Origin of the sequence: Achromobacter veterisilvae, assembly GCF_037619525.1 — a bacterium.
Classification (GTDB): Bacteria; Pseudomonadota; Gammaproteobacteria; order Burkholderiales; family Burkholderiaceae_B; genus Achromobacter; species Achromobacter veterisilvae.
In genome coordinates, this window is the sequence record NZ_CP148753.1 from 3,333,142 (window position 1) to 3,357,057 (window position 23,916).

General features: G+C 66.6%; 21 protein-coding genes and 1 tRNA gene. 12 read left to right on the forward strand and 10 right to left on the reverse strand.

Features of this window, described 5'->3' with window-relative positions; all coding sequences use genetic code 11:
- Window positions 1–73: 73 nt before the first annotated feature.
- The 5 genes from WHX56_RS15470 to WHX56_RS15490 are packed head-to-tail and all read right to left on the reverse strand — an operon-like array spanning window position 74 to window position 6,062.
- Window positions 74–730 carry a response regulator transcription factor gene (locus WHX56_RS15470; protein WP_338878294.1) on the reverse strand — a complete coding sequence of 219 codons (657 nt, stop codon included), beginning with the start codon at window positions 728–730 and terminating at the stop codon, window positions 74–76.
- Between the two features lie 19 nt (window positions 731–749).
- On the reverse strand, window positions 750–2,171 hold the full coding sequence (locus WHX56_RS15475; RefSeq protein ID WP_338878295.1) for an HlyD family type I secretion periplasmic adaptor subunit: 1,422 nt from the start codon (window positions 2,169–2,171) through the stop codon (window positions 750–752).
- A 7-nt stretch (window positions 2,172–2,178) separates the two neighbouring features.
- A complete protein-coding gene (locus tag WHX56_RS15480) occupies window positions 2,179–4,344 on the reverse strand; it encodes a type I secretion system permease/ATPase (RefSeq protein ID WP_422393594.1) in 2,166 nt (721 codons plus the stop codon).
- Window positions 4,328–4,543 carry a hypothetical protein gene (locus tag WHX56_RS15485; RefSeq protein ID WP_129240511.1) on the reverse strand — a complete coding sequence of 72 codons (216 nt, stop codon included), beginning with the start codon at window positions 4,541–4,543 and terminating at the stop codon, window positions 4,328–4,330. Before WHX56_RS15485 ends, WHX56_RS15480 begins: the two co-directional genes overlap by 17 nt.
- A 25-nt stretch (window positions 4,544–4,568) precedes the next feature.
- Window positions 4,569–6,062, reverse strand: coding sequence for a TolC family outer membrane protein (locus tag WHX56_RS15490; protein ID WP_338878297.1), 1,494 nt, complete (start codon window positions 6,060–6,062; stop codon window positions 4,569–4,571).
- A gap of 529 nt (window positions 6,063–6,591) precedes the next feature.
- Here WHX56_RS15490 and leuC point away from each other — a divergent pair.
- The 9 genes from leuC to WHX56_RS15535 all read left to right on the forward strand — a co-directional run bounded on the left by leuC (window position 6,592) and on the right by WHX56_RS15535 (window position 16,169).
- The gene (gene leuC, locus WHX56_RS15495) at window positions 6,592–7,995 is read left to right on the forward strand and encodes a 3-isopropylmalate dehydratase large subunit (RefSeq protein ID WP_129240509.1); all 1,404 of its coding nucleotides are present in this window, start codon (window positions 6,592–6,594) and stop codon (window positions 7,993–7,995) included.
- A gap of 23 nt (window positions 7,996–8,018) precedes the next feature.
- Complete coding sequence (leuD, locus tag WHX56_RS15500) at window positions 8,019–8,669, forward strand: 3-isopropylmalate dehydratase small subunit (protein ID WP_129240508.1); 651 nt, start codon at window positions 8,019–8,021, stop codon at window positions 8,667–8,669.
- A 30-nt stretch (window positions 8,670–8,699) separates the two neighbouring features.
- Window positions 8,700–9,776, forward strand: coding sequence for a 3-isopropylmalate dehydrogenase (gene leuB / locus WHX56_RS15505; RefSeq protein WP_129240507.1), 1,077 nt, complete (start codon window positions 8,700–8,702; stop codon window positions 9,774–9,776).
- A gap of 205 nt (window positions 9,777–9,981) precedes the next feature.
- Complete coding sequence (gene asd / locus WHX56_RS15510; RefSeq protein ID WP_338878298.1) at window positions 9,982–11,112, forward strand: aspartate-semialdehyde dehydrogenase; 1,131 nt, start codon at window positions 9,982–9,984, stop codon at window positions 11,110–11,112.
- Between the two features lie 257 nt (window positions 11,113–11,369).
- Window positions 11,370–13,235, forward strand: a complete 1,866-nt coding sequence (locus tag WHX56_RS15515; RefSeq protein ID WP_422393595.1) for a type IV pilus assembly protein FimV — start codon at window positions 11,370–11,372, stop codon at window positions 13,233–13,235.
- A 3-nt stretch (window positions 13,236–13,238) separates the two neighbouring features.
- On the forward strand, window positions 13,239–14,048 hold the full coding sequence (gene truA / locus WHX56_RS15520) for a tRNA pseudouridine(38-40) synthase TruA (protein WP_287753362.1): 810 nt from the start codon (window positions 13,239–13,241) through the stop codon (window positions 14,046–14,048).
- Between the two features lie 53 nt (window positions 14,049–14,101).
- Window positions 14,102–15,199 carry a TRAP transporter substrate-binding protein gene (locus WHX56_RS15525; protein WP_129240503.1) on the forward strand — a complete coding sequence of 366 codons (1,098 nt, stop codon included), beginning with the start codon at window positions 14,102–14,104 and terminating at the stop codon, window positions 15,197–15,199.
- Window positions 15,200–15,250: 51 nt separating this feature from the next.
- Entirely contained in the window at window positions 15,251–15,946 is a 696-nt protein-coding gene (locus WHX56_RS15530) for a phosphoribosylanthranilate isomerase (protein ID WP_129240502.1), read from the forward strand.
- Window positions 15,947–16,092: 146 nt separating this feature from the next.
- Window positions 16,093–16,169, forward strand: a tRNA-Val gene (locus WHX56_RS15535).
- Between the two features lie 259 nt (window positions 16,170–16,428).
- Here the strand turns inward: WHX56_RS15535 and WHX56_RS15540 are convergent.
- A complete protein-coding gene (locus tag WHX56_RS15540; protein ID WP_129240501.1) occupies window positions 16,429–16,671 on the reverse strand; it encodes a CrpP-related protein in 243 nt (80 codons plus the stop codon).
- A 169-nt stretch (window positions 16,672–16,840) separates the two neighbouring features.
- Here WHX56_RS15540 and WHX56_RS15545 point away from each other — a divergent pair, with 169 nt between their 5' ends.
- On the forward strand, window positions 16,841–17,314 hold the full coding sequence (locus tag WHX56_RS15545) for a thioesterase family protein (protein ID WP_129240500.1): 474 nt from the start codon (window positions 16,841–16,843) through the stop codon (window positions 17,312–17,314).
- Between the two features lie 23 nt (window positions 17,315–17,337).
- Here the strand turns inward: WHX56_RS15545 and WHX56_RS15550 are convergent, their stop codons facing one another.
- Window positions 17,338–18,720, reverse strand: coding sequence for a ferredoxin reductase family protein (locus WHX56_RS15550; RefSeq protein WP_338878300.1), 1,383 nt, complete (start codon window positions 18,718–18,720; stop codon window positions 17,338–17,340).
- Between the two features lie 232 nt (window positions 18,721–18,952).
- On the opposite strand from WHX56_RS15550, the gene WHX56_RS15555 reads away from it, so the two are divergent.
- The gene (locus WHX56_RS15555) at window positions 18,953–19,669 is read left to right on the forward strand and encodes a tetratricopeptide repeat protein (RefSeq protein WP_129240498.1); all 717 of its coding nucleotides are present in this window, start codon (window positions 18,953–18,955) and stop codon (window positions 19,667–19,669) included.
- Between the two features lie 27 nt (window positions 19,670–19,696).
- A complete protein-coding gene (locus WHX56_RS15560) occupies window positions 19,697–20,092 on the forward strand; it encodes a YbaN family protein (protein ID WP_129240497.1) in 396 nt (131 codons plus the stop codon).
- A gap of 24 nt (window positions 20,093–20,116) precedes the next feature.
- Here WHX56_RS15560 and WHX56_RS15565 read toward each other — a convergent pair whose 3' ends face one another.
- From WHX56_RS15565 to WHX56_RS15575, 3 genes are read right to left on the reverse strand one after another with little or no spacing between them, the layout of a single operon-like run.
- Window positions 20,117–21,898, reverse strand: coding sequence for an IlvD/Edd family dehydratase (locus WHX56_RS15565; protein WP_338878301.1), 1,782 nt, complete (start codon window positions 21,896–21,898; stop codon window positions 20,117–20,119).
- 45 nt (window positions 21,899–21,943) lie between these two features.
- Window positions 21,944–22,234 carry a cupin domain-containing protein gene (locus WHX56_RS15570; RefSeq protein ID WP_338878302.1) on the reverse strand — a complete coding sequence of 97 codons (291 nt, stop codon included), beginning with the start codon at window positions 22,232–22,234 and terminating at the stop codon, window positions 21,944–21,946.
- A gap of 41 nt (window positions 22,235–22,275) precedes the next feature.
- Window positions 22,276–23,907, reverse strand: a complete 1,632-nt coding sequence (locus WHX56_RS15575; protein WP_338878303.1) for an ABC transporter ATP-binding protein — start codon at window positions 23,905–23,907, stop codon at window positions 22,276–22,278.
- Window positions 23,908–23,916 lie beyond the last annotated feature (9 nt).

Sequence of the window (23,916 nt, forward strand, 5' to 3'; positions counted from 1 at the left end):
TTCAGGGAGTTATCCAAGATGGCCAAATACTAGATTGCGCCGCCGGCGCGGGATATTGTCCTCAAGGACAGTATCAGGAGGGAATTTTCATCCGGCTGTCGGCGGGAGCGGAAATGCCATGGACGAGCAGGGCCAGTTGCAGGCGGTCGGTCACGCCCAGCTTTTCGAAAACGGCGGACAGGTGGGCCTTGACCGTGCGTTCCGTGATGCCCAGCGCCTCGGCGATCGGCGCGTTGGCCTGGCCGTTGGCGGCATAGCGCGCCACCGTCATTTCCCGTTCGGTCAGCAGGCCGCCGTCCCAGGACTGCGAGTCCTGGGCGCGTTCGGCGACCAGCTTGAGCAGCCGCGATACCAGCGACCTGCCCATCCAGATGCCGCCGGACGCGACGACTTCGAGCGCCTGCGACAGCGCCGCCGCGGGCGCGTAGCCATGGCAGTAGCCGTGGGCGCCGGCGCCCAGCACCCGGGTGCCTTCCTCGTCGTTCGGGCTGGGGCTGGCGACGACCACGTGCAGGTCCGCCAGGGAGGTGGCCCAGATGGGATCCTGCCAGGACGGCAGCCGGGGCAGGCCGGTATCCAGCACCGCCAGCGTGCGGCCCTGCTCGCGCCAGCGCTGCAGGTCGGCCAGGCCGCGACCGCGGGCAGCCAGCCAGCGCGCCGGATCCAGGGCGCGCCAATGCTGCCACAGCAGGTCGTCATGCGTAATCAACAGGACGGGAACGGGTTTCATAAGGCCTTGCAGCCCTCCTTTAACGTTCGGTAAAGGCATTCGCCTTGGCGCGCAATATGGGCTTGAGCAGGTATTGCAGTACCGTGCGCTTGCCGGTCAGGATATGAACCTCCGCCACCATCCCGGGGATGATGGGCAACAGCTTGTCGCCTACCGTGCTGCGGTCCGTGCGGACGCGCACCACGTAGTAGGAATTGCCTTTCTCGTCGGTCACGGTATCCGCGCCGATCTGTTCCACCTTGCCTTCCAGGCCGCCGTAGATGGCGAAATCGTAGGCGGTGAATTTCACTTCCGCCTGCTGGTCGGCGTGCAGGAAACCGATGTCGCGCGGCTGGATGCGCACTTCGAGCAGCAGGGTGTCGTCCTTGGGCACGATCTCGATGATGTCCTTGCCCGGCTGCACCACGCCGCCGATGGTGTTGTTGAACAGCGTCTTGACGGTGCCGCGCACGGGCGCGCGGACTTCGGCCAGCTTGACGCGGTCGGCCAGCGCCAGCTTGCCCTGGCGCAGGGTCGAAAGCTTGGTGTTGGTCTCGGACAGTTCGTTGCGGGCCTGGTTGCGGATATTGAGTTCGGTTTCCTGGATCTTGCTTTCGGCTTCCTTGATCGAGGCCTGGAAGCGGTCGATCTGCGCTTCCGCGCCTTTCTGTTCGCCGCAATAGCGGGCCACGTCGCGCTGCAGGCGCAGCAGGTCGACTTCGGAGACGGCGCCGCTCTTGAGCAGCGGGCGGGTCACCTGCAATTCACGCGAAGTCAGTCCGCAACTGGCCGCGGCCTGGTCGCGCTTGGCGATCGTTTCGCGCAGGTCTTCCTGGCGCTGCTTGAGCTGTTCGCGGGCCACGTTGACCGTGGCGTTCAACTCCGTGGTGCGCGCCTGCCACGCATTGCGTTCCATTTCCAGCAGCCCGGGCGCCTGGGCGAGCACCTCTTCGGGCGCCGAGAAGGGCTCGCCGGTGGCCAGCGCCTGCAGCCGCGCCGCCTTGGCGAGCAAGGACAGGTATTCGGCGTTGTTCTCGCCCAGGGACGACGCGAAGCGGGTGGAGTCGATCTTCAGCAGGACTTCGCCGGCTTCGACTTCCTGTCCCGGCCGGACCAGGATTTCCTCGACGATGCCGCCGTCCAGGCTCTGGATGATCTGGACCTGGCGAGACGGCACGACCTTGCCCTCGCCCCGGACGACTTCGTCGATGCTGCCGGCGCCGGCCCAGAAGAGCAGCGCGCCGGTGGCCAGCAGGCTCACCCACAGCAGGATGCGCGACCCCCGGGCCTGCGATTCCTGGATGACCCACTCGGCGTTGCCGACATAGTCGGAACGATGCCGGCGCTTGCCCTTTTCGGCGCCGTCCAGCAGGCGGTCGAAAAAGAATACGAAGACATTGCGCAGCTTGCGCCACAGGCTTCCAAACAGGCCGTGCCCGGTTTCGGCTGGGTTGTTCAGCATGGTTTCCTCAGCCCCCTCGTCCAACGCGTCCTTGACGCAGGGCTTCGACCACTTGTTCCTTGGGGCCGTCGGCCACGATGTGGCCGTTGTCGATCACGATCAGCCGGTCGACCAGTTCCAGCAGGGCGGTGCGGTGCGTGACCAGCAGGATCGTCTTGGTCTCGCTGGCCTCGCCCAGGCGCTTGCGCAACTGGGCTTCGCTCTGGTGGTCCATGTTGCTGCTGGGCTCGTCCAGCAGCAGGATGGGCGGATCGTTGATCAGGGCCCGGGCCACCGCCACCGACTGGCGCTGGCCGCCGGACAGCGATTCGCCGCGTTCGCCGATCACCATGTCGAACCCGTTGGGGTGCAGGTTGGCGAAATCGGAGACGCCGGCCAGGTTCGCGGCCGCCAGGATGCTGGCGTCGTCGGCATAGGGCGCGCCCATGGCCAGGTTGTGCTTCAGGCTGCCGTAGAAGAGCAGCGGGTCCTGCGGCACGTGGCCGATGGCCCGGCGCACGTCGGCCGGATCGATCTGCCGCACGTCGACGCCATCCAGCAGGACCGCGCCTTCGGTGGGCTGGTACAGCGCCAGCGCCAGCTTTTCCAGCGTGGTCTTGCCGGAGCCGATGCGGCCGATCACCCCGACCTTTTCGCCGGGCTTGAGCTTGAACGACACCTTCTTCAGCGCCGGCTGCGCGGCGCCGGGGTAGGTGAAGGTCACGTCGCGGAATTCGAGGCCGCCGTGAAAGACGGGGCGGTGCAGGAACTCGGCCTCGGCCGGGCGTTCGATCGGCAGCTTCATATAGTTGTCGATCGAGCCCAGCGAAGTCCGGGCGTTCTGGTATTGCATCAGCAGGCCGGCGACCTGCCCCAGCGGCGCCAGGCAGCGGCCGGCGATCATGGACGCGGCGATGATGCCGCCCATGGAAATGGCGGATTCCTGCGCCTGGTAGACGCCGATGATCACCACCGAGATCGACACCATCTGCTGGACGGCCTGGACGAAGCCGACCGTGGACGACGAAATCAACTTGAGCTTGCCGCCGGTCTGGGCGATGTATTCGGTCGCGCGTTCCCAATTGCGCTGGATCGCGCCCTGGGCATTGAGGGTCTTGACGGCTTCCAGGCCGGTCAGCGCCTCCACCAGGGTCGCGTTGCGCTGCGACGAGGCCTGGAACGACGACATCGTCAGTGATTCCATGCGGGCCTGCGCGGCAAGCGACACCAGCAGGATCAGCACGATCGCGACCAGCGGCGGCAGGATCATCCAGGGGGAGATCCAGGCCAGTGCCAGCAGGAACAGCAGGATGAAGGGCAGATCCACCAGCGTGGTGATGGTGGCCGAGGCGATGAAGTCGCGGATGGATTCGAACGAGCGCAGGTTCGCGGCGAATGAGCCCACCGATACCGGCCGGCCTTCCAGCCGCAGGTCCAGCACCCGTTCCATGATCTGCGCGGACAGGCGCACGTCGACCCGCTTGCTTGCGCTGTCCACCACGTGCGAACGGGCCGTGCCCAGGATCATGTTGAAGATCACGACCAGCGTGATGCCGATGGCCAGCACCCACAGGGTCTCGACGGCGTTGTTGGGCACGACGCGGTCATAGACGTTCATCGTGAACAGGGGCATCGCCATCGCGAAGACATTGATCAGCAGGGCGGCGATCAGCGCATCGCGGTACAGGCGCCGGTTTTCCATGATGGCGGCCCAGAACCAATGGCGCTCGCGCACCTTGGAGACCTCGGGCGCGCGGGCGTCGAAGCGGAACTGCGGGCGCACGAAGCACACCAGCCCGGTGTACTGCGCCGCCAGTTCGTCGGCGCCCATCTCCATGGAACTGCCGCCCAGCTCGGGGTGGCTGACGACGTAATTGCCGCCGTCTTTCTTCAGCAGCAGGCACGCGCGTTCGCCATGCAGCAGCAGGATCGCGGGCAGCAGGTCCTGCGAGATGCTGTCCAGCGTGCGCTTGACCACCCGGGCGGACAACTGCGCGCGCGCGGCCGCGCGGGGCAGCAGCGCGGGGGTCAACCGGTGTTCTTCCAGCGGCAGGCCCGCGGACAGCGCCTGGGCAGTGGCCGTCACCCCGTGCAGGCGGGTTACTTCGACCAGGCAGTCCAGCAGCGGGTCGTCGTGCGCGGCGCGGGCGTCCGCCCGCCACTCCCGGGCGGCCAAGTCAGATAACTTGTCCATCTTCGTCATCGAGCAGGTCCAGGTGTTCCGAGAGTCGCGCGCGCTGTTGCTTGCGCTGGGTGAGTTTCTGTTGGGCCTGTATCGGCAGGTCCGTCAAACGCAAGGTGCCATTGGCGATCAGCGCGTCGATCAGGTCTTCCAGGACGCGGACGAAGTCCGCGTCCAACTGCGAGAAGTCGTTGCCCTGTTTCTTCGGCATGGGGTCTCCTTGCGCCAGGGCCGGTTCAGGGTTTGGCGCTGGGCGCGTTCATCGGGATGAGCGTGGGCGGCAGCGTGCCTTCGTTGTATTGCACGCGCACGGGAGCCAGGCGGGCCGTGTCGGGAACCGTCGAATTGCAGAGCTTGATCACTTCGTCGGAAACCGCCAGCTTGCCGTTTTCCTCGGGCATTTCGTTGCGCGCGGGCTGCAGCGCCAGGGCGGGCAGCAGCGCGTGCGACAACGCCAGCCAGCGGTACTGCGCGAGCTGGAGGTCGTACAGGCCGTTGGTCAAGGCGCGGCGCGATTCGAACAGTTCGTTTTCGGTGTCCAGCAAGTCCAGCAGCGAACGCTGGCCGATCTGGAACTGTTGGCGATAGGCTTCGCGCACCTTCGTGGTGGCCACTTCGTGGTCGCGCAGGAAGGGCAGCTTCTGGCTCAGGCTGACGACGTTGTTCCAGGCCACGGCCAGATCCTGCTGCACGTTGCGGCAGGTGTAGTCGCGGATATCGCGCGCGGCGTAGGACTGCGCGGCGGTCTGGCGCACGCGGGCCGAATCGGCGCCGCCGCGGTACAGGTTGTAGCTCATGACGACCTGGACGCTGGAACTCTGGATGTCGCGGTTCTGGGGCGTCGGGTCGTTCTGGTCGCGGCCCGTGGAGGCCACGAATTCGAATTTCGGAGAAAACGCGCCCTTGGACGAGGCCACGCCGGCCTCCGCGGCCTGCAGGCCGGCCTGCTTGGACAGGAAGCTGGGGTTGCGGCGCAGCGATTCATTGAAGTCGGCCGGCTTGACCGGCAGCTTGCCGGTGATGTCGGGCGGCGGCTGCATCGATTCGGGGGGCAGGGCGCCGGTCACGCGCTGGAAGCGCTGCTGCACGTCCAGCAGGTTGGCGGTCTCGGTCATCAGGTTGGTCTGGGCCAGGGCCAGGCGTCCGCCGGCCTGTTCCAGGTCCACCCGGCGGCCCACGCCCGATTCGGTGCGTTCGTTGATCTGCTTGAGCGTTTCTTCGTGCAGCGAATAGTTCTGGCGGGCCAGCAGTTCCATGTCGCGGTAGCGCTGCAGGTCGATGTAGGCCTGCACGGCGGCAAGCGCCGTGCCGTCGCTGGTGGCGAGCAGGTCATAGAACTTCGCCAGTTTGTCGAAGCCCGCCTGCTTGACGTCGTTGCTCGTGCGGAAGCCGTCGAATATCAACTGGCGCAACTCGACGCTGTAGCCGGGGCGGCTCCAGTCCTGCGAACCCACGCCGGGCACGTTGTTGCGGTACTCGCGGCCCAGATAGCCTTGGGCGTTGATCTGCGGGAAGAAGGCCCCGCGGGCGACGTTCTGGCCTTCAAGCGACGCCTGGAAATCATGGTACTTGGCCTGGATTTCCGGGTTGCCCAGCAAGGTCTGCTCGACGATCTGGTTCATCGTGACCGCGGGCTGCGCGGCAGCGGGAGCGGAAGACTGTGCAAATGCCGCAGGACCGAATGCCAGGGCAAGGACCGAAGTCGTGCTTTTAAGCAAAAACGAAGCCATAGTGATTATTCGCGAGTCGAGTTGAGAATGAATGGCCGCCATATTGTGTGGAAATGTCAGATTTGACGAGTCAATATTTGTTAACTATTGACGAAGTTTCCGGGGCGGTTTTGTGGGTTTCTTCGCGCATCATCTCTTAATTTAATTGAACTTGCACGAAATTCGCTATGGCGGCTATTAATATGTTGATTTAATGCTGGATTAATGCGGTTTATTTCGTTTTATTTCGTTAATAGATTAGCCATGGCGTGGCGAGATTATATCGGTTTGATAATTTTGTATCTGTTTTTGCACGCCGAATTTGTATCTGTGATTAATCGGCCACGGTTTGGGCGCGGGCTTGCGGCAGGGGCGTCCAGGGCTGTGCCGGAGGCCCAGCATGGTAGTGTTGGTACTGGTATATGTGGTGTAGTTGTACTAGGTTCAGACCCTGTGCATAATTCCCTCATGCCGCAGTGGCCGGCGCGGGAGCGTTTTGCTTTCAACCGCGCGAGGCACGAGCCGGACTGTCTATTAGCAGAGCGCATCCATGGCCCAAACCCTTTACGACAAACTCTGGGACGCCCACGTCGTCCACCAGGAATCAGACGGCACCTGTCTGCTCTATATCGATCGCCACCTGGTGCATGAAGTCACCAGCCCGCAGGCGTTCGAAGGCCTGGCGATCGCCGGCCGCAAGCCGTGGCGCACCGGCGCCAACCTGGCGGTGGCGGACCACAACGTGCCCACGCTGAATCGCGCCCAGGGTATCGACGACCCGATCTCCCGCCTGCAAGTGGATACGCTGGACGCCAACTGCGAAAAGTACGGCATCACCGAATTCCGCATGACCGACCTGCGCCAGGGCATCGTGCACGTGATCGGCCCGGAACAGGGCGCGACCCTGCCCGGCATGACGGTGGTTTGCGGCGATTCGCATACCAGCACGCACGGCGCGCTGGGCGCCCTGGCCTTCGGCATCGGCACGTCCGAAGTCGAGCACGTGCTCGCCACCCAGACGCTGCTCATGAAGAAAGCCAAGAGCATGCTGATCAAGGTCGAAGGCGAACTGCCCTTCGGCTGTACGGCCAAGGACGTGGTCCTGCACATCATCGGCATCATCGGCACGGCCGGCGGCACCGGCCACGCCATCGAATTCGCCGGCAGCACGATCCGCGCCCTCTCGGTGGAAGGCCGCATGACGGTCTGCAACATGGCCATCGAAGCCGGCGCCCGTTCCGGCATGGTGGCGGTGGACGACAAGACCATTGAATACTTCCGCGGCCGTCCCTTCTCGCCCACGGGCGTGCTCTGGGACCAGGCGGTCGGCTACTGGCGCACGCTGCGCACCGACGAGGGCGCCAAGTTCGACTCCGTCGTCGAGGTCAACGCCCGCGACATCAAGCCGCAGGTCACCTGGGGCACGTCCCCGGAAATGGTGCTGCCGGTGGATTCCCGCGTGCCGGACCCCGACCGCGAAAAGGACGACGTGCGCCGCAGCGGCATGGAGCGCGCCTTGCAATACATGGGCCTGAAGCCCAATACGCCGCTGACCGATATCCGGGTGGACCGGGTGTTCATCGGTTCCTGCACCAATTCCCGCATCGAGGACCTGCGCGCCGCCGCCGCCGTGGCGCGCGGCAAGCACGTGGCGTCCAACGTGCGCCAGGCCATGGTGGTGCCGGGCTCGGGCCTGGTCAAGCAGCAGGCCGAGCGCGAAGGGCTGGACAAGATCTTCATCGACGCCGGCTTCGAATGGCGCGAGCCGGGCTGCTCCATGTGCCTGGCCATGAACGCCGACCGGCTCGAACCCGGCGAACGTTGCGCGTCGACCTCGAACCGCAATTTCGAAGGCCGCCAGGGGCAGGGCGGGCGCACGCACCTCGTCAGCCCGGCCATGGCCGCGGCCGCCGCGGTGGCCGGCCATTTCGTCGACGTCCGCACCTTCCGTTAAGCGTTAAGCACCGAGTAGACATCATGCAAGCATTCACCACTCACGAAGGCCTGGTCGCCCCGCTCGATCGCGAAAACGTCGACACGGACCTCATCATTCCGAAGCAGTTCCTCAAGTCCATCAAGCGTACCGGCTTCGGGCCGAACCTCTTCGACGAATTGCGCTACCTGGACCACGGCGAACCGGGCATGGACAACAGCAAGCGTCCGCTGAATCCGGATTTCGTGCTGAACCAGCCGCGCTACCAGGGCGCGTCCGTGCTGCTGGCGCGCAAGAACTTCGGCTGCGGCTCCAGCCGCGAGCACGCGCCCTGGGCGCTGACGCAGTTCGGCTTCCGCGCCATCATTGCGCCGTCCTACGCGGACATCTTCTTCAACAACAGCTTCAAGAACGGCCTGTTGCCCATCGTGCTGTCCGAGCTCGAAGTGGCGCGCCTGTTCGACGAAGTGAAGGCCTTCCCCGGCTACAAGCTGCGCGTCGACCTCGACCGGCAGGTCGTGGTGGCGGCGGACGGCCGTGAAATGGGCTTCGACATCGAACCCTTCCGCAAGTACTGCCTGCTCAACGGATTCGACGATATCGGCCTGACCCTGCGCCAGGCCGACAAGATCCGCGCTTTCGAGGCGGAGCGCCTGGCCCGCCATCCGTGGCTGGAAAGCCGCCCCATCGCCTGACGCCTTTATCAATCACAGGATTGTTTTCGTATGACTCATAACATCGCAGTCTTGCCGGGTGACGGCATCGGCCCGGAAATCGTCGAACAGGCCGTGCGCGTGCTGACGGCGCTGGACGTCTCCTTCGACATCAAGGAGGCGCCCGTGGGCGGCGCGGCGTTCGACGCGTTCGAGCACCCGCTGCCGCCGGCGACGCTGAAGCTCGCCAAGGAATCGCACGCCGTGCTGTTCGGCGCCGTGGGCGACTGGAAGTACGACAGCCTGCCCCGCGAATTCCGTCCGGAACAGGCCATCCTGGGCCTGCGCAAGGCGCTGGGCCTGTTCGCCAACCTGCGTCCGGCCATTCTTTATCCCGAGCTGGCCAGCGCGTCGTCGCTCAAGCCCGAGATCGTGTCCGGCCTGGACATCCTGATCATCCGCGAACTGACCGGCGACATTTATTTCGGCACGCCGCGAGGCGTCCGTTCGTCGCCCGACGGCGCGTTCGCGGGCGAGCGCGAAGGCTACGACACCATGCGCTACGCCGAATCGGAAGTGCGCCGCATCGCGCGCATCGGCTTCGAATCGGCCCGCAAGCGCAACAAGAAGCTGTGCAGCGTGGACAAGGCCAACGTGCTGGAAACCTCGCAGTTCTGGCGCGACATCGTCATCGAAATCGCGCGCGACTATCCCGACGTGGAACTGTCGCACATGTACGTGGACAATGCCGCCATGCAGTTGGTGCGCAACCCGCGCCAGTTCGACGTCATCGTGACCGGCAATCTCTTCGGCGACATCCTCTCTGACGAAGCGGCCATGTTGACCGGATCGATCGGCATGCTGCCGTCGGCCTCGCTGAACGCCGGCGGGCAGGGCCTGTACGAACCCAGCCACGGTTCCGCGCCCGACATCGCCGGACAGGGCATCGCCAACCCCCTGGCCACCATCCTGTCGGCCGCCATGCTGCTGCGCTATTCGCTGAACCTGGCGCCCCAGGCCGACCGCATCGAAGCCGCGGTGCGCCGCGTGCTGGCCGACGGGCTGCGCACCGCCGACATCTACGAGCCGGGCACGACCAAGGTCGGCACGGCCGGAATGGGCGACGCGGTGCTGAAAGCGCTGGCCTGATCCGCACCCTCCCGGCAAAGGGCCGCCGGCGGGCGGCCCTTTGTTTTTCCTGTTGCGCAGGCGCCGCGCAAGCCTGCCCCCGCCTATTGCGGCCCCTATTTTTTATAGCTGCGCCGCAACATCTCTCCGTGCATTCTGATAAATTGTTGAATTGCACGGCTTTTTCTTCCCCGGACCTTGTCTCCACCTTTAAAGAGCGATTGAAATGAATCAAGCAGTAGGCCTTGTCGGCTGGCGCGGTATGGTCGGCTCGGTGCTCATGCAACGCATGCGCGACGAGAACGACTTCGCACTGATCGAACCGGTGTTTTTCTCCACCAGCAACGCTGGCGGCGCCGCGCCCACTTGGGCCGATGGCGCGGGCCCGCTGCAGGACGCCTACAACATTGACGCTCTGAAAAAACTGCCGATCATCGTCACGGCGCAAGGTGGCGACTACACCTCCGAGGTCTACCCGAAGCTGCGCGGCGCGGGCTGGAACGGCATCTGGATCGACGCGGCAAGCACGCTGCGCATGGCCGACGACGCCATCATCGTGCTGGACCCGGTCAACCGCCCGGTCATCGACGCGGCGCTCAAGCGCGGCGTGCGCAATTTCGTCGGCGGCAACTGCACGGTCAGTTGCATGCTGATGGGCCTGGCCGGCCTGTTCAACAACGATCTGGTCGAATGGATGACGACCATGACGTACCAGGCCGCTTCGGGCGGCGGCGCGCAGCACATGCGCGAACTGCTGACCCAGTTCGGCGAGATCAACCAGTCGGTCAAGCCGCTGCTGGACGACCCCGCGTCGGCCATCCTCGAAATCGACCGCGGCGTGCTGGCCAAGCAGAAGGACCCGGCGCTGCCGCATGAGCATTTCGGCGTGCCGCTGGGCGGCAACCTGATTCCCTGGATCGACAAGGACCTGGGCAACGGGATGTCCAAGGAAGAATGGAAGGGCGAGGTCGAGACCAACAAGATCCTCGGCCGCGGCGCCGCCTTCGGCACGCCCGCCACGCCGATCGACGGCCTGTGCGTGCGCATCGGCGCGATGCGTTGCCACAGCCAGGCGCTGACCATCAAGCTCAAGCGCGACCTGCCGCTGGACGAGATCGAGGCGCTGATCGCCCAGGGCACGCAATGGGCCAAGGTGGTGCCGAACACCAAGGAAGCCACCGTCGCCGCGCTGACGCCGGTCGCCGTGACCGGCACGCTCGATATTCCCGTGGGCCGTCTGCGCAAGTTGTCGATGGGTTCGCAATACCTGGGCGCTTTCACGGTGGGCGACCAACTGTTGTGGGGTGCCGCGGAGCCGCTGCGCCGCATGCTGCGCATCGCGCTGGCCGAAGCCTGAAGCCGTGCCGGGCGGCGCTGGGCGCCGTCCGACCGGGCGGACAAGGCAAGCAAGGGCACCTTCGGGTGCCCTTGTCGTTTGCGCGGGGCCGGCGATATGTGGCGGATGTGCATGCCGGCGCACGCCGGCGCGCCTTTCAGGTTTGTGAAATGCGCTCGATCCATTACACTTTTCCCGTGAATTGGTGCCGGTTCCCGCCTGTTGGGCGTGAAGAGGCGCCAGCCCGTAATTCGACTACAAGAACGGAATTCCAGCTTATGACCCAGCGTTCGCGCCAAGTGAAGCATGCTCGCCGTTTGAAAGCCCTGCAGTGGGCGATTGCGTTGGCGATAGGCTCAAGCGTGTGCGGTTCGGCGATGGCCATGCGCGTGGGGCATTCGCGGGTGGTTTCCGTGCCGGGCGCGCCGCTGCAGGCGGTGGTGGGATTGCAGGAACTGAGCCCCGACGAAGTGTCGTCGCTGAAGGTCTCGGTCGCGGACGAGGCCGCCTGGCTCCGCGCGGGCCTGAAGCCTCCGGTGCCGTTGGCCAGCCTGGTGGTCCGCATCGAGGACGGCATGGACGCCACGCGCAAGAACCTCCGCGTGCGGGCCTCGCAGGCGCCGGCCAGCGGCGCGGTGGACTTGCTGCTGGACATCAGCTCCAGTTCCGGCCAGCGGCAGGTGCAGGTCAGCATCCTGGTGCCGCTGCGCGGCACCAGCGCCGACGTGACGCCGGCCTCGGTCGGGACGCCTTCCCGCGCGGGCGGCAGCCGGTCGGTCAACGTGAAGTCCGGCGACAACCTGTTCGGCATCGCGCAACGGAACGCGGTGCCCAACGCCTCGGTGTACCAGATGCTGGTGGCGCTGTGGCGCGCGAATCCCGAGGCGTTCATCCAGAACAATATGAACCTGGTTCGCGCCGGGAAGACACTGACGATCCCGGATGCGGCCACCGTGCGCGCGGTGGATCCGGCCGAGGCCCGCCGGATCTTCAACGAGCACGCCGAGGCCTTCGCCAAATACCGCTCGCGGATCGGCGCGGCGTCCGCCGCCAATCCGTCCGTGGTGCAGGGGCAGGGCGGGGCGTCGGGCAGCGTCGCCCGTCCCGGCGACACGGGCGTCGCCACGGCCGCGCCGCCGCAGGACCGCGTGCGCCTGTCCGCCGGGCAGGCCCAGGACAGCGCGTCCGCGCAAGCCGAAGCGCGGGCCGATGCCCAGACCTCCAACCAGCGCGCGATGGCCGACGTCCAGGGACGGGTGGACCAATTGCAGAGCAACGTCGACGACCTGAACAAGGCGGTCGGACAACAGGGAGCCTCGGGCGCGGCAGGCACTTCGGGCGCAACAGGCGCACCGGGCGCGGCAGGCGCGTCGGGTGCGGCAGGCGCATCGGGTGCGGCAGGCACATCGGGCGCAGCAGGCACGCCAGGGGCAACAGGCGCATCGGGTGTAGCAGGCGCACCGGGTGCAGCAGGCACTTCGGGTGCGGCAGGCGCACCGGGCACAGCAGGCACATCGGGCGCAGCAGGCACACCGGGCACAGCAGGCACGCCGGGCGCAGCAGGCACGCCGGGCGCAGCAGGCACGCCGGGCACAGCAGGCACACCGGGCGCGGCAGGCACGCCGGGTGCAGCAGGCACGCCGGGCGCAGCAGGCACGCCGGGCGCAGCAGGCACGCCGGGCGCAGCAGGCACGCCGGGCGCAGCAGGCACACCGGGCACGGCAGGCACGCCGGGGGCAGCAGGCACGCCGGGGGCAGCAGGCGCACCGGGCGCAGCAGGCGCACCGGCCGTAGCAGGCGCACCGGGCGCAGCAGGCACGCCAGGCGCCACAGGCACGCCGGGAGCGGCAAGCACGCCGGCTGCCGCCTCGCCGGACAAGGACGCCAAGTCGGACATGCCGGCCTGGCTGGCCGACAATCTGCTTGTCATCGTCACCGCCGTGCTGGCGCTGATCGCGTTCGCGATCGCCTGGCTGTTGCGCAGGGCCGGCGCCCGCCGCGGAGACGATGACGAAGAGACCTACGCCTATAACGAGCCGGCGCTGGACACGGCAGCGCTGAACCGCAAGCTCGACAGCATCAATCTCGACCTGGACGAACCGCCCACGGACGAACCGCGCCGGGTCGGCGGTCCACAGGTTTGATACATGGCTAGAGTTGCATTGGGGCTGGCGTATGACGGCTCCGCCTGGCAGGGCTGGCAGACGCAGCCGCACCGGCAGACGGTGCAGGACACGCTGGAAGCCGCCTTGGGACGTTTTTGCGGTGTGGCGGGGTCCGTGCCCACGATTTGCGCGGGCCGCACGGACACCGGCGTGCATGGCGCGATGCAGGTAATCCACCTGGACACCGCGCTCGACCGCCGGATGGAGTCCTGGGTGCGGGGCGTGAACGCATTTCTTCCGCCCAGCATTTCGGTTCAGTGGGCGCAGCCGGTATCGGACGATTTTCACGCTCGGTTTTCCGCAAGCGCGCGGACCTATGTCTATCTGCTGTGGCGCGGGCGGGTGCGTCCGGCGCTGTGGGCGGGCAGGGCGGGTTGGTGTTTCCAGCCGCTGGACGTGGAGGCCATGAGGGCCGCGGCGAACGCATTGCTGGGGGAACACGATTTTTCCAGCTTCCGGTCTTCGCAGTGCCAGGCCAAGCATCCGGTACGCCGCCTGCACCGGCTGGATATCGACGAGCGCGGCCCGTTCCTGGTGTTTACGCTGAAGGCGAATGCCTTCCTGCATCACATGGTGCGCAATATCATGGGAGCGCTATTGCAGGTCGGGCAGGGCAGGGAATCGGTCGACTGGATGGCGCAGCTCCTGTCGTGGCGCGACCGCAAGCGCGGCGCGCCGACGTTCGCGCCTGACGGCCTGTACCTGTCGGCCATTGATTATCCCGAAGCGTTCGGGCTGTCCGAACTCGACGGGGGATCGCAGTTGCTGTCGCCGTTTACTCAAACCTATTAGGGAAGCCGCCGGCGACGGCGACGCCTTTCCGCGCTCTATGGAGGCCCTTAGCCATGCAACGCCGCGCGTTTTTGAAGCAGACCGCCTTGGGAGCCGCCGCCGGCGGCGCCGCCCTCGCGGCCCCCGTTTTCGCGCAGGATGCCCCTACGGTCGCATGGCGGTTGGCCTCCAGTTTTCCCAATGAATCTCCCACGCTGTTCGCCGGCGCGGAAGACGTCGCCCGCTATGTGGCCGAAGTGACGGACGGGCGTTTCAGCATCGAGATATTCCCGGCGGGCGACCTGGTGCAGCCGGGCCAGGTGCTGGAAGCCGTGCAGCATCGCGTGGTCGATTGCGGCCACACGGCCTCGACCCGTTACTTCGATACGGATCCGGCGCTTTGCTTCGACGCCGGCGTGCCGTTCGGCCTGAACACGCGGCAGATGAATGCCTGGATGACCCAGGGCGAAGGCCTGGCGCTGACGCGCGTGTTGTTCGACAAGTACAACATCCTGAATTTCCCCTGCGGCTATACCGGCGCGCAGATGGGCGGCTGGTTCCGCGGCGAAATCAAGACCGCGGACGATCTGCGCGGGCTGAAGGTGAAGGCCGGCGGATTCGCCCGCCATGTGCTGGCGCGCCAGGGCGCGACGCCCGTGGAGGTGCCGGCGGCGGAAACCTATGCGGCGCTGGAGCAGGGCGTGGTGGACGCGGTCGCGTGGATCGGTCCCTACGACGACGAAAGCCTGGCCCTCTACAAGGTGGCCAGGAATTACTACTTTCCCGGGTGGTGGGCGGGCACCTTGCAGTTGTCGCTTTATGTGAACCAGGATGCCTACGACGAACTGCCCAAGCCGTACCAGTCGGCGCTTGCGCTGGCGTGCCGCATGGCCACGGGCAACATGATCGCCAAGTACGACGCCGGCAATCCGGACGCCCTGCGCCGCCTGGTCGCCCGCGGCGCGCAACTGAAGGCGTTTCCCCGGCCGGTCCTGCAGGCAAGCTACGAGGCGTCCCTCGCCGCTTATAAAGAGATGAGCGCCAAGGACCCCATGTTCAAGAAACTCTACGAGAGCATGGCCGCGTTTCGCGACAAGGAAGTCCCGTGGTTCCGCCTGGCCGAAGGCAGTTTCGACAACCTCGTGGCGACCCTGGGCCAGCCCGCCGCCTGAGCGCGCCGGATATACTGATTCAACTCGTCGCGCCCGGCGACGACGCAAGTGATGAGTTCCATGCGCACACGCATCAAGATCTGCGGGCTGACCCGCGAACAGGATATCGACGCCGCCGTCTCGGCGGGCGTCGACGCCATCGGTTTTGTCTTTTACGCCAAGAGCAAGCGTTGCCTCGCTCCGCTGCGCGCCGCCCAACTGCGGCGCATGGTGCCTGCCTTCGTCGACGTTGTGGCGCTGTTCGTGAATCCGGCGCAGGACGAGGTGCAGGCCGTGCTGGACCAGGTCGGGCCCGAACTGCTGCAGTTCCACGGCGACGAAACGCCCCAGGACTGCGCCCGTTACGGCCGCCGCTTCCTGCGCGCCTTCCGGGCCGGCGCTCCCGGCCTGGATACCGCGGAAAACCTGGCGTCCGCGTGCCGCGCCTACGGCGAAGCCGCGGGCTGGCTGTTCGACAGCTACAGCGCCGGTTATGGCGGCAGCGGGCACGGTTTCGACTATGCCTTGCTCGACGACGTGAAGGCCGATCCGATCTCGCGTCCCTTGATCCTGTCCGGCGGTTTGAACGCCGAAAACGTGGGCCAGGCGGTGCATTCGCTCAAGCCCTGGGGCGTGGATGTGAGCAGCGGAGTCGAGGTCGAGCAAGGAATAAAAAGTTCTGATAGAATCTCGTTCTTCGTTTCCGCGGTGCATGCCGCAGACGCGATACTGAAGAGCGAAGCAGTGCTGATGAATAAGCAGCGCTGATCAGTGCAAAAGCGCTTCGAAGCGATGGCAGTATTGGCGAAAGCCAAGGCAGTGCCTCAATACTTCGGACGCAATGAAAACGGCAAAAAATCTCCCAAGACGATTTGCACAGTTCAAAAAAGCACTATATAATTCTTCTTCTTTGCAGGCGGTTAGCTCAGCTGGTTAGAGCGCCACGTTGACATCGTGGAGGTCGTTGGTTCGATTCCAATACCGCCTACCAAATTCCTGCAAAGTGCTGTCAAGCACGGCAAAAAGAAAGCCGCTAGATCATGGATCTGGCGGCTTTTTTGTTTTTGCCGCGGTGTAAAAAAACGCTCGCGGAACGCGGGCATATAAAACCGCATGCGCGGAATCCGCGGAATGGTCGCGCACCGGAAACTGCCCGCGCCGCTTTTAAAAATAAATGTCCCGCCGCGTATGTCTTGCGAAGGGACGTGAAGGACGATGCCCACGCTCAGTTCGGAGCAACGCCGCGGGACCTACTGCGCGCGGCGCGCCACCGCGCGCGGCACGTATCGCGGAACGCCGCCAGGCGGCGGTTTCCACGTCTTGGTCTGCGTCATCCAACCGGCTTCCCAGGCTTCGACCTTGTCGCGCCATGCCGCGATGGTTTCCCCCGTGTGGGCGGGCATGGCCGCGGCGCGGTAGTAGGGGCAGTCCCACAAGGTCAATCCGTCGCGGGCGGCTTGCGCGCCCAGCTTTTGGATGTCGTCGCGTTGCATTGCAAAACCCTCCAAAAGTAGTTGATCGGCCGGCCTAGTATGGCGCCAGAACGCAACGATCCGCAATAGTATTGCAGCACTATCTCGCTGGACGGCGCCTGCCGGGACCGGACGCTTGCGCCTGGCAACGCGTATGCTTGCAGATCCTCAACTGCCGAAGCCGAAAACCATGTCCGCACTTCCCGCGCTGTCCCTGGCCGTCAAACCCGATTGGATCGACGAATACGGCCACATGAATGCCGCCCACTACGTGGGCGTGTTCGATCGCCAGGGCTTCGAGTTGCTGGGGCGTTACGGCGTCGGGGCGGACTACACCCGCCAGACGCGCTGCGGCATCTACACGATGAACATCCACGTCGCCTACCTGCGCGAGGTGCTGGCGGGCGACCCGCTGGAACTGCGTCTGCGCATGCTGGAAGCGGACGACAAGAGGCTGCTCTGCCTGATGGAACTGATACAGGCGCGCGACGGCTACCTGGCCGCCACCATGGAGCAATTGTCCCTGCACGTAGACTTGGAAACGCGCCGCGCCAAGCCGTTTCCCGCCGAGGTGGCGGCGCGGCTGGCCGGCGCTGCGCAAGACCATGCGCAGCACCCGCTGCCCGAGGGATACCGGCGGCTGCTGCCGCTCAAGCGCGTCTGAGCGGCGGCAGCCGCCGCTCCGGTTCAGCGCATCGCGAACGATTCCCGATGCAGCCGCCAGGAGCGCAGTCCGCCGGAATGGGCATGCAGCGCGTCGCCCAGGCCCTGGGGGCCGCAGAACCAGATGTCCAGCGGTCCGGCCATGCCCGCCTCCAATGCCTGGGGCGTCAGGCGCTGGCCCTGCGCGTCGCTGTGCACCGTGAGCGTCACCGGCGGCCGGGCGTGTTCGCAGAGCTGGTGCAAGCGTGGCAACAAGGGATCGGCGGCGGCGTCGCGGGTGCAGTAGTGCATGTGCGCGGGCTGCTGGCGCATGCGCGGGGGCTGGGCGCCGGGCTGGCGTGATTCGAGCAGCGAGAGGAACGGCGTTACCCCCACGCCTCCCGCCACCCATACCTGCCGGCGGCCGTGGCCGCCCTGGCCGTCGAAGCGGCCGTAGGGGCCTTCGATATCCACCTGCTGACCCGCCCGCAGCCGCTGGCCCAAGCTGCGGGTGTAGTCTCCCAGCGGTTTGATGACCAGGCGGAGCAAGGGCTCGCCTCGTTCGTCCGTGCCCAGGCTGCCCGGCGCGCTGGCGATGGTAAAGGGATGCGCGCCTTCGCCGCGGTGGAAGCGCACGAACGCGAACTGCCCGGGGCGATGCCCCGGCCAACTGGCCGGCAAGGCGCAGATCACCTCGACCGGCGCCTGTGGGCCGTCGCCCAGCACGTGCACGGCATGGATGCGGCCGGCGTGGCGGCGCGCCCGGCCGACCCATCCCGCCAGCGACCACAAGGCTGCTGCGCTGCCCAGCGCCAGCAAGGCGCCCACGAGCGCGCCCAGCGGCAAGGCCCAGAAGTCCATGGGCATCAGCGCCACCGTATGAAACGCCAGCGCCAGGAACAGCAGCGGCATGGCGCGGTGCAGGAAGCGCCAGGGCTTGTAGGACAGCAGCCGGGTCAACAGCGCAATGGCCACCATGGCCAGGAGCAGGTAGAAGGCCCATTCGCCCAGATCCTTGGCCGCGTCCCGGAAGCCGGTAAGCCCGGGCAGTACGGCATCGCGGCCGGGCCTGCCGACGGTTCCCCACAGCGCCTTGATCCAGCCGCTGGACTCCTTGGCGCCCCAATGCAGGAGGGCAGTGAGCGCCGCGCCGACGCCAGCCCACTTGTGCAGGCGATAGACCTGGTCCATCCCGCCCAGCGGACGCTCCAGCCAAGGCAGGCGCAGCGCCAGCAGCATCGTCAGGCTCATCAGGCCAATGCTCCAAAGCCCCGAGAGGTACAGAACATGCCGGCGCAACAGCCATCCGCCCGCCGCGGCGCCCTGCGGGTCGACAAGAGGCAGCACGCCTGGATCGAGGGGCGCAACGGCCAGCCATGCCAGGGTAATGCCCAGCAGCCAGATACCCATCGCCATTTTGATACGCATGATGGTCTTCCTATGAGGTTCGCTGTGCCGGCGGCCTGCCGGACTTCGCGGACTATTCTGGAAGTTCCGTCATGAACTCAGTCTGAAGAGGTCATTCATCCGCCGTTCATGATGGCGGGTCCATCGGCCGGGATCGCGCATGCGCGGCGATGCCCGCGGGGCGCGCGGCAACGGGCCGGGGCCGCCCGCTACGGTATATTGCGGTGTTCCTTCAGACTCGGATTCGCCGTCCATGCGCCAGACCGCCAGGTCCCTGCTTTTCCTACCCGCCCTGTGGCTGGCCGGCTGCGCGGCGGGCACGGGGCCGGCCGCGCCCAAGGCCGGGATCGACGAGGCGCCGATGTACGGCGGAGCGGACCGCTCCGCGGCTGCCGACTTGAGGGCGGCCGACGACAAGCTGATCGCCGAGGCGACGCAGGCCTACGGATCCCGCGCGGGCGCGTCCCGGGCCTGGGTGGAGCAGGGATACCGCTTTTACCAGGCGGACCAGCCGGGCATGGCCATGCGCCGGTTCAACCAGGCGTGGCTGCTGAATTCGAAGAATCCCGAGGTATACACCGGCTTTGCCGCGGTGCTGCATGACCAAGGTAGGTTCTGCGAGGCCATGAACATGATGGACCGGGCGCTCGGCATGGATCCGCCGTCGTTCCAGGGCATGTACGCGGACGCGGGACGGATCGCCGCAAGGTGCGCCGCCGAGGACAGGACCTTGCCGCCCGAAGCGCGCGTGGCGGCGACCTTGCGCTCGGACGCGCTGTACCGCAAGGGCGAGAAGGTGGAGCCGGACAAAGGCTATCTCTACGCGTCATGGGCCACCGCTTTCTACCGGCGGGGCCAGTACGCCGACGCCTGGTCCATGGTCTTCAAGGCGCGCGCGGCGGGCGGCAGGCCCAGCCCGGGATTCGTGGAAATGCTGCGCGTCAGAATGCCGGAGCCCGCGCAGCCCTGAGGGGCGCGCGATATCCCGTCGCCGATCATGATGAGAGTTCTGTGGTTATGCCTGGGTTGCCTGATGCTGGCGTTGGGCGTCATCGGCGCCTTCCTGCCGGTCATGCCCACGACGATTTTCCTGATCCTGGCGGTCGCCTGCTTTTCGCGGTCTTCGCCCAGGCTGGAAAAATGGCTGCTGGAGAGCCCGACCTATGGCCCCGCGCTGCGCGCCTGGCGGGACCAGGGGGCCGTGTCGCGCAAGGGCAAGACCTATGCCTGCCTGGGAATGGCGGTCGGATATGTCCTCTTCTGGTGGGGCGCGCATCCCTCGTGGCGGCTTGCCGCCGCCGTCGCCATTTTCTTCGTGGCCAGCGCCGCCTATGTCGTCACCCGGCCGTCGCCGCGCGAGCCCGGTCCGGGCGGCGAGCCTCCCGGCGGCTAGGCGCCAGCGCCCGGCCCGCCGCCTTCAATGCGAATGCCTGGGGTCGCCGCGCGTTTCCACGACCTTCAGGTACAGGGTGGCGGGTTCCAGGCAGCCGCCGGTCGAAAGCTGGCCTACCAGTTGGCGGTACAGCTCCTGCCAGGGCGTCTGCGATTCGGGCGCCCGATAGCCGGGTTCCTGCCTGCGCCGCTCCATTTCCGTTTCGTCCACCAGCGCGGTGACCGTGCGCTGGTTCAGGTCGACGCGGATGCGGTCGCCGGTTCGCAGCAGCGCCAGGCCGCCGCCCACCGCGGCTTCCGGCGACATGTTCAGGATGGAGGGGCTGGCCGAGGTGCCGCTCTGGCGGCCGTCGCCCATGCAGGGCAATGAATCGATGCCGCGCTTGAGCAGGTGCGAGGGCGGGGCCATGTTCACCACTTCCGCGCTGCCCGGATAGCCGACGTCGCCGGCGCCGCGGATGACCAGGATGCAGTGTTCGTCGATGTTGAGCGCCGGATCCTCGATGCGCGCGTGGTAGTCCTCGGGGCCATCGAACACGATGGCGCGCGCCTCGAAGGCGTTTTCCGAACCGGGTTCGGACAGGTAGGCGCGGCGAAAGGCGTCGCCCACGACCGACATTTTGATGATCGCGCTGTCGAAGAAATTGCCCGACAGGACGATGAATCCCGCGCGGTGTTTCAGCGGCGCGTCGCAGCCGCGGATGACGTCGGCGTCGCGGGTCCGGGCTTCGGCGGCGATGTCGCCGATGGTCCTGCCGGACACGGTGGGGCAGTCGACATGGAGGCGGCCGGCGGCGGCCAGTTCATGAAGCACGGCGGGGACGCCGCCGGCGCGGTGGAAGCCTTCGCCCAGGTATTCGCCCGCGGGCACGCAGTTGACCAGCAGCGGCACGTCTTCGCCCAGCCGCTGCCAGTCGGCCAGGCTCAGGTCGACCCCCATATGCCGCGCGATGGCGATGAGATGCGGCGGGCAGTTGCTGGAGGCGCCCAGCGCGGACGCCACCACGATGGCGTTCTCGAACGCCCGCCGGGTCAGGATATGGCTGGGCCGCAGGTCCGCGCGCACCATGTCGCAGATGCGCATGCCGGTGGCGTAGGCCATCTGGCCGCGTTCCCGGTAGGGGGCCGGAATGCTGGCGCAGGTGGGCAGCGACATGCCCAGCGCCTCGGCCAGCGAATTCATCGACAGCGCGGTGCCCATGGTGTTGCAGTGCCCGATCGACGGGGACGACGCGGTGGCCAGGGTCATGAAGCCTTCGTAGTCCAGCTTGCCGGCGGCCATCAGGTTGCGGGCATGCCAGATGACTGTGCCGGAGCCCACGCGCTGGCCGTCGTGCCAGCCGTCGAGCATCGGCCCGCCCGAGAGCACGATGGCGGGAATGTCGACGGTGGCCGCGGCCATGAGACAGGCGGGCGTGGTCTTGTCGCAGCCCGTGGTCAGCACCACGCCGTCCAGCGGATAGCCGTGCAGGATTTCGACCAGGCCCAGATAGGCCAGGTTGCGGTCCAGCGCGGCGGTCGGCCGGCGGCCTTGCTCGGCCAGCGGATGCACGGGGAATTCCATCGGAATGCCGCCCGCGTCCCGGATGCCGTCCCTGACGCGCTCGGCCAGCGCCAGGTGATGGCGGTTACAGGGCACAAGGTCGCTGCCCGTCTGGGCGATGCCGACGATGGGCCGTCCCGACTGCAGTTCCTGCCGCGTCAGGCCATAGTTGAGATAGCGCTCGACATAGATGGCGGTCATGTCGGCGTGCGCCGGGTCGTCGAACCATTTCTGGCTGCGCAGTTTGCGGGAAGTCTGTGACATGGGAACCTCGCATGCGCCCGTCGCTCGGCGGCCCGGCCGCTTTCGCTATGCGCGCTTGAGTTCGATCTCGACGAACACGAATTCGGCGTCGCCGGGGTTGATGACATTGTGCTCCACGCCCACGGGGCGGTAATAGGCCACGCCGGTGGTGAGCTGGCTGGTGACCTGGCCGTTGGGCGTTTCCAGCAGCAGCGGCCCGGTGGTCTGCGGGACGACGACGTAATTCATGCCGTGGCGGTGCCATCCCGTCTCTCCGCCGGGCGGGAAGCGCCATTCGGTGACGGTGACCTGCTCATTGTCGATCTGCACGGTCGGTATGGCGGCGGGGCGTTGCATCGGTGTATCTCCTGGTGGGGTGACGAGAGCGGAAAATCGGCTCATGCCGCCTGCGCCCGGGACGGATCCCAGTGCTGGCCGGGCACGGCGGCGATGAGCTGCCGGGTATAGGCGTGCCGCGGGTTGTCGAAGATCTGCGCGGGCGTGCCATATTCGACCACCTTGCCGCGATGCATGACCAGCACGGCGTTGCAGATCTGGGCGGCCACGCGCAAGTCATGAGTAATGAACACCAGTGCAATCTTCAGCCGTTGCTGCAGATCGTGCAACAGTTGCAGCACCTGCGCCTGCACGGACACGTCCAGCGCCGATACCGATTCGTCGGCGACCAGCACCTTGGGCTCCAGCGCGAGCGCGCGGGCGATGCCGACGCGCTGGCGCTGTCCGCCCGAGAACTCGTTGGGGTAGCGGTCGAAGGCGGACGGGTCCAGCCCCACCAGCGCCAGCAATTCGCGTGCCCGCGCCTCGGCCCGGGCACGCGGCACGCCGTTGGCGGCCGGGCCGTCGCTGATGATGCGGCCCACGGTATGGCGCGGGTTGAGCGAGGCGTAGGGGTCCTGGAAGATCATCTGGATATCGTGGCGCAAAGGCCGGAAGCGCGCTTCCGGCATGGCCGCGATGTCCTGGCCGTTGAAGACGAGCTGGCCGCCGTCGATGCCCACCAGCTTGAGCAGGCACTTGCCGATCGTGGACTTGCCGGAGCCGGATTCGCCCACGATGCCCAGCGTTTCGCCCTGCCGCACGCTGAAGCTGACGTCGTCCACGGCGTGCACTTCGCGCCTGCCGCCCAGCCAGCCGCGCCCGACCACGTAGGTCTTCTTCAGATTCCTGACGTCCAGCACGGGCCGCTCGTGTTCGGCGGCCGCGCGCTCGTCGCCGCGGCGGTGCGGCACCGCCGCGATCAGGCGTTGCGTGTAGGGGTGGCGGGGCCGGTTCAGCACCTCGTCCGCGGGGCCCTGTTCGACCACGATGCCTTTTTCCATGACGGCGACCCGGTGGGCGATCTCGGCCACCACGCCGAAGTCGTGGGTGACGAACATCACGCCCATGCCTTTCTCTTTCTGGATGCGGGCGATGAGCGCCAGGATCTGCGCCTGCGTGGTGACGTCCAGCGCGGTCGTGGGCTCGTCGGCGATCAGCAGCGCCGGTTCCAGCGCCAGCGCCATGGCGATCATCACGCGCTGGCGCTGCCCGCCGGACAGCCGGAAGGGATAGACGTGGTAGAGCGCGGCGGGGTCGGGCAGACCGACGAAGGCCAGCATTTCGAGCGTGCGCGCCATGCGCCGGGCGCCGGGGTAGGCGTCGTGCACCCGCATGACTTCGCTGATCTGCTCGCCCACCGTCATCAGCGGGTTCAGCGCCGAGAGCGGTTCCTGGAAGATCATCGCCATGTCCTTGCCGCGCATGGCCTGCAGGGCCGGCTCTTCCTGCCGCAGCAGGTCCTGGCCGCGGAACAGGATGCGGCCCTGCTGCGGCGTCAGATAGTCGGGCAGCAGGCCCATGATGGCGTTGGCGCTCATGGATTTGCCGGAGCCCGATTCGCCGACGATGCAAAGGATCTCGCCGGACCGGATGTCATAGGAAACGTCCTGCACCGCGTAGGGGCGGTCGCCGCCCCGGGGCAGGGCGATGCTGAGGTTCTGGACGGACAGCAAGGGAGTGGATTCGGTCATGTCGTCCTC

Bases quoted from the DNA above. Each gene is read 5' to 3' on its own strand.
- WHX56_RS15470 (WP_338878294.1), bottom strand. From the start codon at position 730: ATGAAACCCGTTCCCGTCCTGTTGATTACGCATGACGACCTGCTGTGG.
- WHX56_RS15475 (WP_338878295.1), bottom strand. From the start codon at position 2,171: ATGCTGAACAACCCAGCCGAAACCGGGCACGGCCTGTTTGGAAGCCTG.
- WHX56_RS15480 (WP_422393594.1), bottom strand. From the start codon at position 4,344: ATGGACAAGTTATCTGACTTGGCCGCCCGGGAGTGGCGGGCGGACGCC.
- WHX56_RS15485 (WP_129240511.1), bottom strand. From the start codon at position 4,543: ATGCCGAAGAAACAGGGCAACGACTTCTCGCAGTTGGACGCGGACTTC.
- WHX56_RS15490 (WP_338878297.1), bottom strand. From the start codon at position 6,062: ATGGCTTCGTTTTTGCTTAAAAGCACGACTTCGGTCCTTGCCCTGGCA.
- leuC (WP_129240509.1), top strand. From the start codon at position 6,592: ATGGCCCAAACCCTTTACGACAAACTCTGGGACGCCCACGTCGTCCAC.
- leuD (WP_129240508.1), top strand. From the start codon at position 8,019: ATGCAAGCATTCACCACTCACGAAGGCCTGGTCGCCCCGCTCGATCGC.
- leuB (WP_129240507.1), top strand. From the start codon at position 8,700: ATGACTCATAACATCGCAGTCTTGCCGGGTGACGGCATCGGCCCGGAA.
- asd (WP_338878298.1), top strand. From the start codon at position 9,982: ATGAATCAAGCAGTAGGCCTTGTCGGCTGGCGCGGTATGGTCGGCTCG.
- WHX56_RS15515 (WP_422393595.1), top strand. From the start codon at position 11,370: ATGACCCAGCGTTCGCGCCAAGTGAAGCATGCTCGCCGTTTGAAAGCC.
- truA (WP_287753362.1), top strand. From the start codon at position 13,239: ATGGCTAGAGTTGCATTGGGGCTGGCGTATGACGGCTCCGCCTGGCAG.
- WHX56_RS15525 (WP_129240503.1), top strand. From the start codon at position 14,102: ATGCAACGCCGCGCGTTTTTGAAGCAGACCGCCTTGGGAGCCGCCGCC.
- WHX56_RS15530 (WP_129240502.1), top strand. From the start codon at position 15,251: ATGAGTTCCATGCGCACACGCATCAAGATCTGCGGGCTGACCCGCGAA.
- WHX56_RS15540 (WP_129240501.1), bottom strand. From the start codon at position 16,671: ATGCAACGCGACGACATCCAAAAGCTGGGCGCGCAAGCCGCCCGCGAC.
- WHX56_RS15545 (WP_129240500.1), top strand. From the start codon at position 16,841: ATGTCCGCACTTCCCGCGCTGTCCCTGGCCGTCAAACCCGATTGGATC.
- WHX56_RS15550 (WP_338878300.1), bottom strand. From the start codon at position 18,720: ATGCGTATCAAAATGGCGATGGGTATCTGGCTGCTGGGCATTACCCTG.
- WHX56_RS15555 (WP_129240498.1), top strand. From the start codon at position 18,953: ATGCGCCAGACCGCCAGGTCCCTGCTTTTCCTACCCGCCCTGTGGCTG.
- WHX56_RS15560 (WP_129240497.1), top strand. From the start codon at position 19,697: ATGATGAGAGTTCTGTGGTTATGCCTGGGTTGCCTGATGCTGGCGTTG.
- WHX56_RS15565 (WP_338878301.1), bottom strand. From the start codon at position 21,898: ATGTCACAGACTTCCCGCAAACTGCGCAGCCAGAAATGGTTCGACGAC.
- WHX56_RS15570 (WP_338878302.1), bottom strand. From the start codon at position 22,234: ATGCAACGCCCCGCCGCCATACCGACCGTGCAGATCGACAATGAGCAG.
- WHX56_RS15575 (WP_338878303.1), bottom strand. From the start codon at position 23,907: ATGACCGAATCCACTCCCTTGCTGTCCGTCCAGAACCTCAGCATCGCC.